Annotated in this window: 16 protein-coding genes; 8 read left to right on the top strand and 8 right to left on the bottom strand. The window is 72.2% G+C overall.

Translation table 11 applies throughout. The features are described 5' to 3' along the window. The first annotated feature begins 27 nt into the window (after window positions 1-27). The gene (locus ACFC96_RS29550; protein WP_376614981.1) at window positions 28-615 is read left to right on the top strand and encodes a TetR/AcrR family transcriptional regulator; all 588 of its coding nucleotides are present in this window, start codon (window positions 28-30) and stop codon (window positions 613-615) included. Between the two features lie 28 nt (window positions 616-643). On the opposite strand, the gene ACFC96_RS29545 is transcribed toward ACFC96_RS29550, so the two are convergent. The 4 genes from ACFC96_RS29545 to ACFC96_RS29530 form a co-directional block, all read right to left on the bottom strand. Beyond that, window positions 644-1,096, bottom strand: coding sequence for an STAS domain-containing protein (locus ACFC96_RS29545; RefSeq protein WP_376263153.1), 453 nt, complete (start codon window positions 1,094-1,096; stop codon window positions 644-646). Window positions 1,097-1,560: 464 nt separating this feature from the next. Then, on the bottom strand, window positions 1,561-2,244 hold the full coding sequence (locus ACFC96_RS29540; protein WP_376614979.1) for a DUF305 domain-containing protein: 684 nt from the start codon (window positions 2,242-2,244) through the stop codon (window positions 1,561-1,563). Between the two features lie 86 nt (window positions 2,245-2,330). Beyond that, a complete protein-coding gene (locus tag ACFC96_RS29535; protein ID WP_376614977.1) occupies window positions 2,331-2,792 on the bottom strand; it encodes a DUF6153 family protein in 462 nt (153 codons plus the stop codon). 175 nt (window positions 2,793-2,967) lie between these two features. Beyond that, entirely contained in the window at window positions 2,968-3,528 is a 561-nt protein-coding gene (locus ACFC96_RS29530; RefSeq protein ID WP_227293382.1) for an NAD(P)H-dependent oxidoreductase, read from the bottom strand. 125 nt (window positions 3,529-3,653) lie between these two features. On the opposite strand from ACFC96_RS29530, the gene ACFC96_RS29525 reads away from it, so the two are divergent. Beyond that, complete coding sequence (locus ACFC96_RS29525; protein WP_376263161.1) at window positions 3,654-4,307, top strand: TetR/AcrR family transcriptional regulator; 654 nt, start codon at window positions 3,654-3,656, stop codon at window positions 4,305-4,307. A gap of 87 nt (window positions 4,308-4,394) precedes the next feature. Here the strand turns inward: ACFC96_RS29525 and ACFC96_RS29520 are convergent, their stop codons facing one another. From ACFC96_RS29520 to ACFC96_RS29510, 3 genes are all read right to left on the bottom strand, one after another. Next, window positions 4,395-4,610 (bottom strand): hypothetical protein, encoded by a 216-nt coding sequence (locus ACFC96_RS29520; protein ID WP_376614976.1) that lies wholly within the window; start codon window positions 4,608-4,610, stop codon window positions 4,395-4,397. A gap of 103 nt (window positions 4,611-4,713) precedes the next feature. Continuing rightward, window positions 4,714-5,652, bottom strand: coding sequence for an AraC family transcriptional regulator (locus tag ACFC96_RS29515; RefSeq protein ID WP_376263167.1), 939 nt, complete (start codon window positions 5,650-5,652; stop codon window positions 4,714-4,716). A 34-nt stretch (window positions 5,653-5,686) separates the two neighbouring features. After that, window positions 5,687-6,610, bottom strand: coding sequence for an NADP-dependent oxidoreductase (locus tag ACFC96_RS29510; protein WP_376614974.1), 924 nt, complete (start codon window positions 6,608-6,610; stop codon window positions 5,687-5,689). 367 nt (window positions 6,611-6,977) lie between these two features. On the opposite strand from ACFC96_RS29510, the gene ACFC96_RS29505 reads away from it, so the two are divergent. Continuing rightward, complete coding sequence (locus ACFC96_RS29505; RefSeq protein WP_376614973.1) at window positions 6,978-8,108, top strand: NADH:flavin oxidoreductase; 1,131 nt, start codon at window positions 6,978-6,980, stop codon at window positions 8,106-8,108. Between the two features lie 213 nt (window positions 8,109-8,321). After that, window positions 8,322-8,939 (top strand): hypothetical protein, encoded by a 618-nt coding sequence (locus ACFC96_RS29500; RefSeq protein ID WP_376228055.1) that lies wholly within the window; start codon window positions 8,322-8,324, stop codon window positions 8,937-8,939. 89 nt (window positions 8,940-9,028) lie between these two features. Here the strand turns inward: ACFC96_RS29500 and ACFC96_RS29495 are convergent, their stop codons facing one another. Next, window positions 9,029-9,778: a GntR family transcriptional regulator gene (locus ACFC96_RS29495; RefSeq protein ID WP_376614971.1), complete on the bottom strand. Its 750-nt coding sequence runs from the start codon at window positions 9,776-9,778 to the stop codon at window positions 9,029-9,031. A 240-nt stretch (window positions 9,779-10,018) separates the two neighbouring features. Here ACFC96_RS29495 and ACFC96_RS29490 point away from each other — a divergent pair, with 240 nt between their 5' ends. The 4 genes from ACFC96_RS29490 to manD all read left to right on the top strand — a co-directional run bounded on the left by ACFC96_RS29490 (window position 10,019) and on the right by manD (window position 15,331). Next, on the top strand, window positions 10,019-11,374 hold the full coding sequence (locus ACFC96_RS29490; protein ID WP_376263182.1) for an MFS transporter: 1,356 nt from the start codon (window positions 10,019-10,021) through the stop codon (window positions 11,372-11,374). Between the two features lie 46 nt (window positions 11,375-11,420). Further along, window positions 11,421-12,509, top strand: a complete 1,089-nt coding sequence (locus tag ACFC96_RS29485; protein WP_376263185.1) for an alcohol dehydrogenase catalytic domain-containing protein — start codon at window positions 11,421-11,423, stop codon at window positions 12,507-12,509. Between the two features lie 2 nt (window positions 12,510-12,511). Continuing rightward, window positions 12,512-14,035: a mannitol dehydrogenase family protein gene (locus ACFC96_RS29480; RefSeq protein ID WP_376614969.1), complete on the top strand. Its 1,524-nt coding sequence runs from the start codon at window positions 12,512-12,514 to the stop codon at window positions 14,033-14,035. Window positions 14,036-14,116: 81 nt separating this feature from the next. After that, window positions 14,117-15,331, top strand: coding sequence for a D-mannonate dehydratase ManD (gene manD, locus ACFC96_RS29475; RefSeq protein ID WP_376263191.1), 1,215 nt, complete (start codon window positions 14,117-14,119; stop codon window positions 15,329-15,331). The last annotated feature ends 292 nt before the right edge of the window (window positions 15,332-15,623 follow it).

Below are 15,623 nucleotides of genomic sequence, written 5' to 3'. Positions count from 1 at the left end.
GATTCGTGATTCCCGGAAGGGGGACGGGTGCAGCCGAAGAAGGACGCGCCGCTGCGCTCGGACGCGCAACGCAATCGCGACCGCATCCTGGAGGTGGCGCTGGTCGAGCTGACGCGGTCGGCGGACGCCCCGCTGAGCGCGATCGCGAAGAAGGCGGGCGTCGGCCAGGGCACGTTCTACCGCAACTTCCCCAACCGCGAGTCCCTCGTCCTCGAGGTCTACCGCTACGAGATGCAGCAGGTCGCCGCCACCGCGTCCCAGCTGCTCGCGGACCGCGCTCCCGACGAGGCCCTGCGCGCATGGATGGACCGCCTCGCCCAGTACGCCATGGCGAAGGCCGGCCTGGCGGACGCGCTGCGGCAGGCCACCGCGCGCGGCAGCCTGGCCGCCCTCGGCCACGGCCCGGTGACGTCGGCCATGTCGCTCCTGCTCACGGCGAACGAGGAAGCGGGCACGATCCGCCCCGGGGTGACACCGGAGGACTTCGCACTCGCCATCGCCGGGCTCTGGCAGATGGACCCGCACGGCGACTGGCAGTCGCGCGCCGAGTGGCTGTTCGACCTCGTGATGGACGGGCTGCGCGCGGGTGCGCCGGGTGCCGCACGAGGCGCATGAGTCGCGCGTGTCTCCGGACGGGCGCCCCTCAGGGTGAAGGGGGCCGGGGACGCGGGGGTCTGGGCGGCCTGTCGTCCAGTGTGTCGGGGCTCGTCACCGGCGGCCAGACCGGCCGGTGTGAGGGAGGCAGCGACAACAGGGCCTGGCCGACGGACCGTTGGGCGGGAAGCAGATCGACACTGCCTGTCTGGGTGAGGAGTTCGGTCAGCCGTCGCCCCGCCCCGGCCAGGAGGAGCCGGCCGCCCCGGCGGTCGAGCAGCCACCGCATGGCCAGCAGACAGTACAGACCGCGTGAGTCGCAGAAGGCGAGCGCGGTGACGTCGAGGACGAGGTACGGGTGGCCTGCGTCGACGCAGGCACCGAGCGTGCTCAGGAAGAGTTCCTCACCGCTCTGGTCGAGTTCGCCGCTGACCCGCAGCACCGCGCAGCCTTCACAGCTCGCCAGCTCGGTGATCATCAAACGGTGGCTCTGCGTGGACATCGCACCTCCATCCGGCCGACGTACGAAGGCCTTGGCGTCGAGCCTCGCACACACCGGCGCCGGTTCCCGAACCGGACGCGTGCCCCGGGCCGGCCCGATCAGGCCGTGGCGGGTCACGGTTCACGGTCGGCTCGGGTGCCGGGCGGCCGTTGCGGTGAGGGTCTCCCACCATGCCCCCGATCGCGCGTGTCGTCACGGGTCCGGCGGCAAGCAGCCGTGTGCGCATCCCGCCGGGGTGTGGCCGACAGGGTGCCTGTCGGCCACACCCCTGGGGTGTACGGCACGTCCGTCCAGGGCTTTTCGCCAGAGCTTTCGGATCCGCCAGCCCTTTCGGACCGTTGAACTCTTTCGGACCGTTGAACCCTTTCGGACCGTTGAACCCTTTCGGACCGTTGAACTCTTTCGGATCCGTCAGCCCCTTCGGATCCTCCGGATCCCTCAGCTCCTGCCGAGCGCCTTGCGCATCAGCTCTTGCCGAGCATCTTGTTCATCTGCTCGATCTCGGCCGTCTGCGAGGTCACCACGTCGGCGGCGAGCCGCGTCGCGGGGCCGTACTCGCCGTCGGACTTCTCGGCCCTGCCCATCGTGACGGCGCCCTCGTGGTGCCGGACCATCATCGCGAGGAACTTCTTGTCGAAGTCGCCGCCGGAGGCCTTCTTGAGCTCGGCCATGTCCCCGGCGCTCATCATGCCGGGCATCGACGAGGACATGTCGTGGCCCATGCCGGACATGTCGGCGGGGACTTCCTCACCCCATGCGGTGAGCCAGCCGGACATGTTCTCGATCTCGGGGTCCTGGGCTCCCTCGATCCTGGCGGCGAGGCTCTTGACGTCCTTGGACGCTGCGCGGCCCTCGGCCAGTTCGGCCATCTCGACGGCCTGACGGTGGTGCTGAATCATCTCCTTGGCGAAGGAGACGTCGGCGCTGTTGTGACCGTCGGCGCTGCTGCGGCCTGCTGTCTTGTCGTGGCCGTCGGCCTGGGGCGAGGCGGCCGCGGACGAGCCGGATTCCTTCGCCCCCTTGTCGTGTCCCCCGGCCGGCTTGTCGCTGCCACAGGCGGCGAGCGCCAGGGCGGCCACCCCCGCGGTGGCGGCGAAGGCGGCGCGGCGGACGAACGTGCGGTGTGCGGTCGTGCGGTGTGCGGTCATGCGGAACTCCTGGTGCTGATCCTGGGTGAAGGGCTCGCGCGAGCGCGGCGCCGCCCCTTGGGGCGTGCGGTGCCGCGCGGGCCGTTCTAGATCCGCAGGAGCTGGAGTTCCGACAGTGACGGTGGGGCGCGGCCGCCGTCGGGGCCGCTGCCGGCCGCCGAGGTGCGGGCGTCCGGGCGGGCGGGGCAGGCGATCACGTCGGGCAGCATCGCGGGCGCGAGCGCCGGGGGCACGGCGACAGAGGCGGCGGCGCAGACCGAGTCCGCGTGCGCCATGTGCCCGCCGCAGCCGCCGCCATCGTGGTCGCACAGGCCGGAAGCGGAAGCCTTGACGCCCTGTTGTCCGGGCCCGGCACGGCCACCCGCGTCCGCGGCGCCACCCGCGCCCATGGCGGACCCGGCTGCGGGATGCATCTCGCTGTGCGCGACTGCCGGTACGGGTCCCAGGCCGTGCATACCGAGCAGCCCCAGGAGCACGACGCCGACGAGCAGCCCGAGGAGCCGCAGCGTCAACTGCGGTCGCGCGGGCGGTCCGAGGCGGGTGGTCACCGCTGCATCGTAGGCAGAGAGGACGGGTGTGCGCGCTCGGGGGCCGCCACGGATCAGCCGTTCGTGGCCCGGCCGGGGTTCCTCCGGAACACGTGAGGGCTCGCCTCGAACGGGTGCGGCCACAGGCCCGGGACATCGTCGTCCCGGGCCTGTGGCCGCACGCGCGTCAGGAGCCTCAGGCAGCGGCGGGGGTGGCCTGCTCGCTGAGGCGGCCGACGACCTCGGTCAGCGCGGTCGCGACCTCGGAGTCGTCGGCGGGGTGCGTCTCGGCGAAGCGCGTCACGGAGCCGGGGATGGACAGCTTCACGTCCTCGAGCACCGCGGCACCGGCGATGCCCGCGGCCTTGCGCGCGTCGTCCTGCGCCCACACGCCGCCGTACTGGCCGAACGCGGTGCCGACGACGGCGACCGGCTTGCCGGAGATCGCGCCGGCGCCGTACGGGCGGGACAGCCAGTCGATGGCGTTCTTCAGGACGGCCGGCATGGTGCCGTTGTACTCGGGCGAGAAGAGGAGGAAGGCGTCGGCCTGACCGGCGGCCTCGCGCAGGCGCGCGGCGGCGGCGGGGACACTGCCCTCGACGTCGATGTCCTCGTTGTAGAAGGGCACGTCGGCGAGGCCCTCGAAGAGCTGGATGTCGGCGCCGGCGGGCGCGTGCTTGGCGGCGGCCTCGGCGAGCTGACGGTTGTGCGAACCGGCGCGGAGGCTGCCGACGAGGGCGAGGATGCGAACAGACATGGCATAACTCCAGATAAGGGCGAACGGATCTCATGCACGGTCCAACCGGACCGAAGTCCGTTTAAAGTTGTACCACCTATCCGGACCGCGGTCCACTTGTCCTTTCCCGGCGCTACTCTGAAGCCATGACCGGCCCCATCCCTCCCCTCGTCACGACGTCCGGCACCCAGGGCGGACCGACCGACCTCGCCCTCACACCGACGGGCGAGCGGCCCGCGCTGCGGGCGGACGCGGCACGCAACCGCACGCGCCTGCTGGAGGCCGCATCACGCCTGATGTCCGAGTGCGGGGCGGCGAACCTGACCATGGAAGCGGTGGCGACGGCGGCCGGGGTCGGCAAGGGGACGGTCTTCCGGCGCTTCGGCGACCGGACCGGGCTGCTCATCGCCCTCCTGGACCACCGGGAGCAGCAGCTTCAGGCCGCGTTCCTCTCGGGCCCACCGCCCCTGGGTCCGGACGCGCCCGCCCTGGAGCGCCTGCACGCCTTCGGACCCGCCCTCATGCGCCACGAGCGGGACCACCACGAGCTGATCCTCGCCGCCCGCACCGACGCCCTGCGCAACTACACGGTCCCGGCGAACCGCCTGCGCCACACGCACGTCATGCTGCTGCTGCGCCAGGCGGGCACGCAGGGCGACACCGATCTCCTCGCCCACACGCTGCTGGCCGCCGCGGACCCCGCGCTCGTCCACCATCTGACCGTCGAGCGGGGTATGCCGCCGGACCGCGTGGAGGCAGGCTGGCACGACCTCCTCGACCGGCTCGCGCGAACGCCCTAGCCGAACCGGCTCACGTACCCGAGCATGCCGGTCGGCCGGTTTGCGCGAGGTTCCGACCAGCGCGAGCGACTCCCTGCGCCCGACCGCTCACGACGCCTTGTCCGGTACGTCCGGGCCCCAGGAGTCGGGCCCCGCGTCGTGCCAGTCGATCAGCTCGGGGTCGTCGACGGCCGTGTCCGCCTCGGGAAGGCCCGCGGCGCGCAGGAACTCCAGGACGTCGAGCAGGTTGTAGGCGGTCCCCACGTCCTTGCCGCGAATCGTCACCCGCCGACCGCCGTCGGGCAGAGGCGGGTGCACGGTCACGGGCGCACCTTCGGGCATACCTCAAGAATGGTCCCGCCAACCCGAAAATGCACCCCCGCTCGAACTTGGATTCGAAGACCCGGCAGCGCCCACGCCGCCCCGTCTACGCCGCCCCGGCCTGCCGCCGGTAGCCGCCCGGGGCGAGCCCGTACTCCCGCTTGAACGCCTTGGCGAAGGCGAACTCCGAGCCGTAGCCGGTGCGGGCGGCGACCGTCGTCAGGGGCGCGTCGGACTCCCGTAGCAGCCGGGCCGCCGTCGTCATGCGCCAGCGGGTCAGGTACGCCATGGGCGGCTCCCCCACCAGCGCGGTGAACCGCCTGGCGAACGCGGCGCGGGACAGCCCGGCCCGCTCGGCCAGCGCCTCGACGGTCCACTGGGCCGACGGGTCGCCGTGCATGGCCGCCAGCGCGGGTGCGACGGCCGAGTCGCCGAGCGCCGCGGCCCAGCCCGGCGCGGCGGAGGCGGGCTGCTCGTCCAGCCAGGCGCGCAGGATGTAGAGGAGCAGCGAGTCGATCAGCGTGGGCACGATGCCGTCCGAACCGATCCGCGGATTCTCCAGTTCGGAGCCGAGGAGCTGGACCGCGGCGCTCAGCTCCGGGTGGCGCCCGTGCCGCGTCGGCAGGTGGACCACCTCGGGCAGCTGGCGCACCAAGGGATGCGGGCGCCCCTGATCCAGGTGGTAATTGCCGCACAGCAGGCGGGTCTCGGGGCCGTCCCCGCCGAGCGTCACCGAGCCGATCGGCGACCCCTCCCGGAAGTGCTCGGCCCTGGGCTCCTCGGCCGCGCTGGACGGGTGGTCGGCGAGGATGTGGCCCCGCCCGTCGCGCAGGAAGACGACATCGCCGGGGCTCAGCGGGATCGGCTCCAGATGCGGGGCCGAGTCCTCCAGCGGGACCAGCCAGCAGGTCCCGTACAGCACCACGTGGAATCCCGCGCCGGCGACCGGGGGCAGGCGCAGGCCCCAGGGGGCGCGGCCGTTGGTGCGGACGGACGCCGGGCGTCCCGTGCGCATCGAGGCCAGCGCCTCGGTGAGGATGTCCATCCGGCCTCGCCCTCCCTGGTGCGGCCCGTCCCGGTCAGACCGTCAGGACAATCTTGCCCTGCACATGTCCCGAGGCGACCAGCTCGTGCGCCTTGCCCGCCTCCGCCAGAGCGAACGTCTCCTCGACGTGGGGACGGATCGCTCCCGCGTCGACGAGTTCGGCGATCGCCTCGAGCGCGGCGTGGTCCGGCTCGACCGAGATGCCGGCGAAGCGCCGCCCGGCCGCCTCCACGCGCGCGGCGAGCTCCGGGTCACGGTGCTCCAGGATGCTGATGAGCACACCGCCGGGACGCAGCGCCCCGAGCGAGCGGTCCCCCTGGGCGAGCGAGTCGAGGACGATGTCGGCGTCCTTGACCACGTCGGTGAAATCGGTGGTCCGGTAGTCGATGACCTCGTCCGCGCCGAGGCCGCGGAGGAAGTCGTGCCGGGCCGCACTGCCCATGGCGGTCACATGGGCACCCCGCGCCTTGGCGATCTGAACGGCGAAGTGGCCGACACCGCCCGCCGCCCGCTGGACGAGGACCCGGTCGCCCGCCTTCACGCCCGCGGCCCGCACGAGTCCCTGCCAGGCGGTGAGTGCGGCGAGGGGAACGGCGGCGGCGTGCACGTGATCGACGGACGCGGGCTTACGGGCCAGGTGGCGGGACGGGGCCGCGACATACTCGGCGTAACCGGTGGCGGCGCGGGGGAAGAACGGCATCCCGTAGACCTCGTCGCCCACGGCGAACCGGCTGCCGGGGGCGGCCTCCTCGACAACCCCCGAGATGTCCCAGCCGACGCCGAACGGGGGCTGGCCTAGTAGCGGGAAGGCGCCGGACCTGACCGCCACGTCCACCGGGTTGACCGCGCTCGCGTGCACCTTGACGAGCACCTCACCGGCGAGCGGCTTCGGCCGCTCCCTCTCGACGACCTCGAGAACCTCGGGACCGCCGAAGGACTTCTGAATCACTGCGCGCACGGTAACTCTCCCTTTTCCAGGCGGGGTTGGGGGCGCCGGCCCGGGATCCGGCCCGGCGCCCCGCTCGATGCCCCCAACCATAGGGAGATCGAACGAGCCGCTGAATAGCCTTCCGTCTCGGCCACATGTCCCAGCGTCTCGATGACCGGGACCCCTGGGCATGCTCCCCGGAGGGACGCTCGCGCCGCCGACCGACGTGCCGCGGTGTCGTCCAGGGCTCCGCCGGCCACCGCCAGACCTCCCAGGCCGTGGCCCGGATCACATGAGGGCGATGCTGACCTGCGGAATGCCATGGGGGCCGGAACGGTTGGCACACGCAGATTGCATGCTTGTGCACATACCGACTGGTACCCAAGAGGAGCACTCTGTGACTGACGCCGCGTCGCCCGTTTCCCGCGCTGCCGAGATCCTGTCCCGCCCTGTCGCCCTGAACGGTCTGAAGGTCCCGAACCGCATCGCGATGGCGCCCATGACGCGCATGTTCTCGCCGAACGGCGTCCCGGGTGAGGACGTTCGGTCCTACTACTCCCGCCGCGCCGCCGCGGGCGTGGGCCTGATCGTCACCGAGGGGACCTACGTCGGCCACGAGTCGGCCGGAGAGAGCGACCGGGTGCCGCGCTTCCACGGCGAGGAGCAGCTGGCCGGCTGGGCGAAGGTCGCCGAGGACGTGCACGCGGCGGGCGGCACGATCGTGCCGCAGCTGTGGCACATCGGCATGGTGCGCCGGCAGGGCAAGCCGCCCTTCGCCGAGGCCCCGGCCGTCGGCCCGTCGGGCCTTCGCGTCGACGGCACCGAGGGCACGGGCAAGGCGATGACCCAGAGCGATCTGGACGACGTCATCGGCGCGTTCGCGCAGGCCGCCAAGGACGCCGAGCGCATCGGCTTCGACGGCGTCGAGGTGCACGGCGCCCACGGCTACCTGCTCGACCAGTTCCTCTGGGCCGGGACCAACCGCCGTACCGACGGCTACGGCGGCGACCCCGTGGCCCGCACGCGGTTCGCCGCCGAGATCGTCGCCGCGATCCGCGAGAACGTCTCCCCCGCGTTCCCGGTCGTCTTCCGCTACTCGCAGTGGAAGCAGGAGGCCTACGACGCGCGGCTCGCCGAGACCCCGGACGAGCTCGAGGCGATCCTCAACCCGCTCGCCGCGGCCGGCGTCGACGCCTTCCACGCCTCCACCCGCCGCTACTGGAGCCCGGAGTTCGACGGCTCGGAGCTGAACCTGGCGGGCTGGACCAAGAAGCTCACCGGCAAGCCCACCATCACGGTCGGCTCCGTCGGCCTCGACGGCGACTTCATCCGCGCCTTCATGGGCGAGGGTTCCGCGGTCAAGGGCATCGACGACCTCCTCGACCGCCTGGAGCGCGACGAGTTCGACATGGTCGCCATCGGCCGCGCCCTGCTCCAGGACCCGGAGTGGGCGGCGAAGGTCCTGGAGGGCCGCTTCGACGAGCTGAAGCCGTACGACGCGGCAGCAGCGCTCAAGACCCTCAGCTAGGTCCCGCTTCCAGTCCTGGGTTCGCCCTCCATGGCGCCCTCCACGACGCCTCACACGAGCAAGGACAAACCGGCCAGCGCCCCGGTTTGTCCTTGCTCGGGTCGGCGGGCCCCGCGGGGACGACCCGTCACCCCGCCGACCCGGCGTCACATGCTCGGACCGCGGCACGGCTCTCAGCGCAACTGACGGCGCGTTCGAAGAGTCGTACCCGCCGTGACCGAAGAACGTGCGCAGCACAGCGTGAGCCCGTCGCCCACCGCCTCCACCGCGGTGGGCATCGGCAGCCTGGTTCTCGCCGCCGTGGCGAGCTGGAGCAGCCTCCTGCTGGTCGTGCAGGGGCGGGTGATCCCCGGCTGGGGCGTGAGCGCGGCTCTCTTGGTCATGTCGTTCGTTCTCCGACGGGACCTCACCCGGGTGGACGACCCGGCGGACGCTTTGCGCCTCCCCCACAAGCGCGCCCGATGGGCCCGGCTGGGGAACGGCCTGCTGATCGTCACCGCCGTGCTGGGCACTGGCTGGGGAGCGGTGGACGACCTGATCTCGGACGCGGAGTACCACGTGCTGCGCCCCGCCGGGCCGGGAGGCTGCACGGTCGTGGTGCGGGAGACGTCGTTCCTCGTGATCGGCAGGGGAGAGGCGTACGCCGTCGGGCGCGCCGGCCTGGCGCTGGGCACGTCGGGGTCCTGGACGGTCGACGACGGTTTCCGACCCGTCGACGCAGGCGCGTACGACGTGAGGTGGGGGCCGGACGGCGGTGCGCTGCTGATCAGGGGTACGGCCAGCGATCCGGTCCTCGACGGAGGATCGACCGACATCGACTGCGGATGGTGAGGCCACTCACCGGTACCGGGGAACCGGGCGCAATGCCGCTCACCCCTCGACCGGCGGACGAGCCCCCCCCCCCCCCGGAGTGAGTGACGTCAGGCGCGCAGCCCGGGATGGACCCGTGGGCGGGCCGGGGCGCCGCCCGGCTGCTCGTGCGGATCCGCGAACAGCTCCGGATGGCTCGCCCTGATCGTTCCGATGTCGTCGAAGACGCCCTGAAGGTGCCCGCGCAGCGCGTCCTCCGCGCGCGCCGCGTCGCGCTGTTCCAGGGCGTCGACCACCGCGGCGTGCTCGTCGACCAGCGTCTCGATCCGGTGCGGCAGCGGCAGACTCAGCCGGCGAGCCCGGTCGAGGTGCGCCTTGGCGGTCGCCACCGTGCGCCACAGCGTGCGGTGCCCGCTCGCCTCCATCAGGCGACGGTGGAAGGCCTCGTCCTGCTCGAAGAACAGACCCGCGTCCCCCGCCTTCAGCGCGGCCCGCTGTGCGTCGAGGATGGCGCGCAGCGCCGTGATGTCCTGCGCGCCGGACTTCGTCACCGCCTCGCGCAGCGCCGCCAGTTCGAGCGCCTCCCGCATGAACTGGGCTTCCAGTACGGCGTCGACGCTGATCCGCGAGACGAACGTACCGAGCTTGGGAAAGACGTCGACCAGCGACTCCTCGCCCAGCAGGATCAGCGCCTCGCGCACCGGGGTGCGGCTGACGTCCAGCTCCGCGGCCAGCTCGTTCTCCGACAGGGGCGCGCCCGGCAGGAGTTCGAGGGAGGTGATGCGCGCCCGCAGCAGGGCGTGCACCCGAGTCCGGACGGACTCGCGCGGACGCGGCGCCTCCGCTTCGACCCGTCGCATCTTTCTCGGTTCCTGCCGCTGAGCTGCCATGACGCTCACTTTCTCACCTCAGCTGCAAGGTTACTTACATACAAGGCTTGTATGTAAGCCTGGGCGAGGGTAGAAAATGACGCGGGGGTCGACGGACCCCTGGCGACGCCCGTGTCCCTGTCCCCGCTGCGGACACTCCTGCGCCCCGGTCTCGCGAACCGCTTCCGTCACGTCCGCACGTCCGCACGTCCCCTCGACCGGAGGTCAACGATGACCACCCGCTCCGTCACCGAGAGTGAGGCGCCGGCCGCCCCGCCCGGCACCTCACTCCCCGCCCGCCCGCGCGGCCGGGGCAAGAACGTCCGCTGGGGCATAGCCGTCCTGTGCTTCGGCGGCCTCGCGGTCAACTACCTGGACCGCTCCACGCTCAGCGTCGCGTTGCCGTCCATGTCGGACGACCTGCACATCGGTCCCGAGACGCAGGGCTTCATCCTCAGCGCCTTCTTCTTCACGTACGCGCTGTGCCAACTGCCCGCCGGGGCACTCCTGGACAAGTACGGCGTGAAGCGGGTCTTCGCGATCGGCGCCATCTGGTGGTCGGTGGCCACCGTCGGGATGGGCCTGGTCCGCGGCGTCGGCTCGCTCGTCGGCGCCCGGATGCTGCTCGGCGCCGGTGAGGCCGCCGGATATCCCGCCCCCGCGAAGGCCGTCTCCCGCTGGTTCCCCCGTCACGAACGAACCCTCGCCAACAGCGTCTGGGACAACGGCGCGCGCGTCGGCACCGCCATCGCCCTTCCGCTGGTGACGATGCTGGTCTCCGCGTTCCACTGGCGGGTCGCGTTCATCGCCTGCGGCCTGCTCGGCTTTCTGTGGATCGTCGGCTGGTGGCGGCTCTACCACGAGCCCGCCGACCACCCGAAGCTGACCGCGGAGGAGCGCGCCTACATCGAGGCGGGCGGCGCCCACACCGACGGGACGGCCGCTCAGGAGGCGGACGCGCCCGAGGTCCGCTGGCGGGACCTGTTCCGCTACCGGACGGTCTGGGGCATGATGCTCGGCTTCTTCTGCCTCAACTACGTCATCTACTTCTTCATCACCTGGTTCCCCAGCTACCTCGTCGACGAGCGCGGCTTCGACCTCCTCAAGCTCGGCTTCTTCGGAACGGTCCCGGGTCTGGTCGCCATCTTCGGGTCGCTGCTCGGCGGCTTCACCGCCGACCGGCTGCTCCGCAAGGGCTGGTCCACCACAAGGGTCCGCAAGACCTGCCTGGTCTCCGGCACGCTGTGCTCGTCCGTGATCGCGCTCACCGTCGTCGTGCCGACCGCGTCCGGCGCCCTCGCGTTGCTCTCCCTCAGCTACGCCTCGCTGACCTTCTCGACCGCGTCCGTGGCGTCGCTGCCCGCCGACGTGGCGCCGACCGCAGGGCATGTCGCCTCGCTCGCCGGCATCCAGAACTTCGCCTCGAACGTGGCGGGGATCCTCGGCCCGATCGTCACCGGATTCCTGCTGGCGTCCTCCGGAGGCTCCTACCTGTTGCCGCTCCTGGTGTCCGGCGCCCTGTCCGTCGTCGGCGCCCTCACCTACGCGTTCGTCATCAAGCGCGTCGAACCGCTGCCGGTGCGCTAGCGCTCTTCGGCCCGCTCCATCCCCGTACGAAAGAGAGGGACGCCCCGTGGCCCAGTCGGTCGAGTCGGCCCAGTCGGTCGAGCCCGTCGAGTCCATGCATCGCGCCGCCGTGCTGCACGGTCCCAAGGACGTGCGCGTCGAGGAACGCCCGGTGCCGGAGCCCGGGCCGGGCCAGGTCCTGGTCGCCGTCCGTGCCGTCGGACTGTGCGGGTCCGACCTGCACTACTACGCCCACGGCGAGAACGGCCCCAACGTCCTGCGGCAGCCGACCGTCCTCGGCCACGAGCCGGCCGGCGTGGTCGTGGGCCACGGCGCCGGCGCCGACGGCCTGCCCCACGGCACGGCCGTGGCCGTCGAACCGGCGCACCCGTGCGGGACATGCGCGCTGTGCCGGGCCGGGCGCTACAACCTCTGCCCGAAGGGCACCTGTTTCGGATCGCCGCCGACCGACGGCGCGCTCGCCGAGTACGTGTGCGTGCCGCGGGACTTCGTCCATCCGCTGCCTGAGTCGACGGACGTCCGGCTCGGCGCGCTGATCGAGCCGCTCGCCGTCGCCGTGCACGCGGTGCGCCGCGCCGCGCTCGCCCCCGGTCAGCGTGTGCTGGTCACGGGGGCGGGGCCGATCGGGGTGCTGGTCGCCCAGGTCGCTGCGGCCGTCGGCGCCGCGTCCGTGACGGTGTCCGATGTGGCGGTCGAGCGGCGGGAGTTCGCGCAGCGGCTCGGCCTGCACACGGTGGACGCGGCCGGCCTCGCGCCCGATCCGGAACGGGCCCACGCGCTCGCCCCTCCGGACGGCTACGACACCGTGTTCGACTGCTCCGGTGTGGGGCCCGCCCTGGTGTCGGGGATCCGCGCGCTGCGACCCGGCGGCACCGCCGTGGTCGTCGGCAATCCGAGCCGGCCGCTGACCGAACTGCCGCTGGCGTGGATGCAGCGTCAGGAACTGTCCCTCGTGACGTCGTTCCGGTACGGGGCGGGGGACTTCGCGGCGGCGGCCGCGCTGGCGGACCGTGTCCGACTGGCCGAACTGGTCACCTCCGCCTTCCCGCTGGAGCGGGCGGCCGAGGCGCTCGAGGTCGCGCTGACCGACCCGTCGCAGATGAAGGTCCTGGTCGAGCCGGCGCGGGAGGCCTGACCATGACCGCGCGCACCCTGCCCCGCCTGTCGCCCAGCGCCCTGCCCCGCCTGTCCCGTACCGCCCTGCCCGTGGCCGGTCTGAAGCTGCCCCCGCCCCTCCCCGAACCCGGCATCGTCCATCTGGGCCTGGGCAACTTCCACCGCGCCCACCAGGCCGTCCACACGGCCGACGCACTGCGTCACAGCCCCGGCCCCTGGGGCATCACGGGTGTCTCGACGAGCCCGGCACGAGGTCCGCGCCCGGTGCTGACCGGCATGGCGGAGCAGGGCCAGCTCTATACCGTCCTCACCCTGCGCCGCGACGCGGGCGTCGCGGCGAGCGTGCCCGGGGTGCATCATCCGGGCCTCGCCGCCGACGGGCAGGGCGCCGAGGTCGTCGCCGCGATCGGCAGCGCCGCCACGCGCATCGTCTCCGTCACGGTGACCGAGAAGGGGTACACCTTCGGCGCCGACGGCCGCCTCGATCTCGACTCCCCTGCGGTCCGCGCCGACCTGTCGGGAGGCACGCCCCGCACCGCTCTCGGCCTGATCGTGCGCGGGCTCCAGCACCGGGCCCGCACGGACGGGTCGCCGGTCACCGTGCTCAGCTGCGACAACCTCATGGACAACGGGCACCGACTGCGCACTCTCATCGACGAGTTCGTCGACGCGCTGCCCGCCGCGGAACGCCCCGAGCTGCAGGCCTACGTCGCGACCTCGCTGACCACGCCGAACACCATGGTCGACCGGATCGCGCCCGCCACCACCGACGAGCACCGCGATCTGGTCGCCCGCGCCTTCGGCGTCCGCGACTCGGTGCCGGTGCCCGCCGAGCCGTACCGGCTGTGGGTCATGCAGGACGACTTCCGCGCCGGCCGCCCGGCCTGGGAGCACGCGGGCGCGCTGTTCACGGACGACGTCGCCCCGTACGAGCTGATGAAGCTGCGGCTCCTCAACGGCGCCCACTCGCTCCTCGCCTACCTCGGCCTGCTGCGCGGACACCGCTGCATCGACGAGGCGGTGACGGACGAACTCCTGGGCGGCGCAGTGGAGTTCGCGATGCGCGAGGAGATCCTGCCCACGGTCCCGGAGCCCGAGGGAATGCCGGGCAAGACGTACGTCACCGAACTCCTCGACCGGTTCGCCAATCCGGCGCTCGGCCACCGCACCGCGCAGGTCGGCTCCGACGGTTCCCTGAAGATCCCGGTCCGCTGGGCCGGGGTGCTCGCCGAGTCGCTGACCGCGGGGCGCGTCCCGCGCGTCCTCGCTCTCGGCCTCGCCGCGTACGTACGCGTCATCACGGCCGACGACGCGTACGACGTGCGTGCGCTCGGCACGCTCCATGACGGTGCCCGGCAACGCCTGACCGAGCTCGCGGCCCGAGCGAGCGGTCCCGCCGACACAGCCCGTCTTCTGCTCTCCGAAGGCGGCCTCCTGCCGCCGGACGTCGCCCAGCACCCCGAACTCGGTTACACGGTCGGTGAGTTCGCGCACACGCTCGCCGTGCACGGCGTCGAGGCCGCGCTGCGCTCAGCGCTCACCTGATCCAAGTCCCGGCCGCCGAACCCATGCGCCGGCCGGCACCTCCCCCTGCCCCGCGCTCCCCCATCGAGAAGAACGGCACCCATGGCCACCATCACCTCGGCCGAGGTCTTCGTCACCTGCCCCGGCCGCAACTACGTCACCCTGAAGATCACCACTTCGGACGGTGTCACCGGCATCGGCGACGCCACCCTCAACGGCCGCGAGCTGTCCGTCGCCTCCTACCTGCGCGACCACGTCTGCCCCACCCTGATCGGCAAGGACCCGGCCCGCATCGAGCAGGTGTGGCAGTACCTGTACAAGGGTGCCTACTGGCGGCGCGGCCCCGTCACGATGACGGCCGTCGCCGCCGTCGACGTCGCCCTGTGGGACATCAAGGGCAAGGTCGCGGGCCTGCCCGTGTACCAGCTGCTCGGCGGCGCGGCCCGCGACGGCGTCACCGTCTACGGTCACGCCAGCGGCAACACGGTCCCGGAACTCCTCGACGACGTACAGCGCTTCCTCGACAAGGGCTTCCGCGCGGTGCGCGCGCAGGCGGCGGTGCCCGGTCTGGAGCGGGTGTACGGCATGCGCAAGGGCGACGGAGACACCTACGAGCCGGCCGACGGGGCGCTGCCCAGCGAGGAAATGTGGGACACCGGCGCCTACTTGGACTTCGTGCCGACCTACATGTCGGCCGTCCGTGAGCGGTTCGGCTACGACTTCCACCTGCTGCACGACGTGCACCACCGGCTCAGCCCCATCGAGGCGGGCCGCCTGGGCAAGTCCCTGGAGCCCTACCGCCTGTTCTGGATCGAGGACCCCACGCCGGCCGAGGACCAGGAGGCCTTCCGCCTCATCCGGCAGCACACCACGACGCCGCTCGCGGTCGGCGAGATCTTCAACTCGATCTGGGACTGCCAGCACCTGATCACGAACCGCCTCATCGACTACATCCGTACGTCCGTCTCGCACGCGGGCGGCATCACGCACCTGCGCAAGATCTTCTCGCTCGCCGAGCTGTACGGGGTCCGCTCCGGCTCGCACGGCGCGGGCGACCTCTCCCCCGCGTCGCTCGCGGCCGCACTCCATGTCGACCTGTCGATCCCGAACTTCGGCATGCAGGAGTACATGGCCCATCTTCCGGGCTACGAGGCGGTGTTCGAAACGTCCTGGACGTTCGAGGACGGCCTGATGCACCCCGGCGACCGCCCCGGCATCGGCGTCGAGTTCGACGAGAAGGCCGCAGAGCGCTTCCCGTACGAGCGCAAGTACCTGCCCGTGAACAGGCTGCGGGACGGATCCGTGCACGACTGGTGAGGCGAGTTGCCACGGCGACTGCCCGCCGTGGCGCCGGTCCGCCGGGGACCGATCCAGACCGGGACCGCCGCCCCGGCGCCGGTGAGGGGCGGGGTGGAGGGTGGAGCAGGAATTAAATGGGTCTCAATGAACCCTATTGACAGCTCCGTTGACGTGCCCATACCGTCGCGATCCATGGGTCCGGCTGGATCCATTTCCGAGGGCTGGATGCTCCATCCGGCGGTCCACCGTCGGCCACATGCTCTCCCACCGTCTCCACTGCACGACACATCCAGCTCAGATCGATGCGCCG

This window comes from Streptomyces sp. NPDC055955 (genome assembly GCF_042270245.1).
Taxonomy (GTDB): Bacteria; Actinomycetota; Actinomycetes; order Streptomycetales; family Streptomycetaceae; genus Streptomyces.
This window is presented reverse-complemented; position numbering and strand designations above follow the sequence as displayed.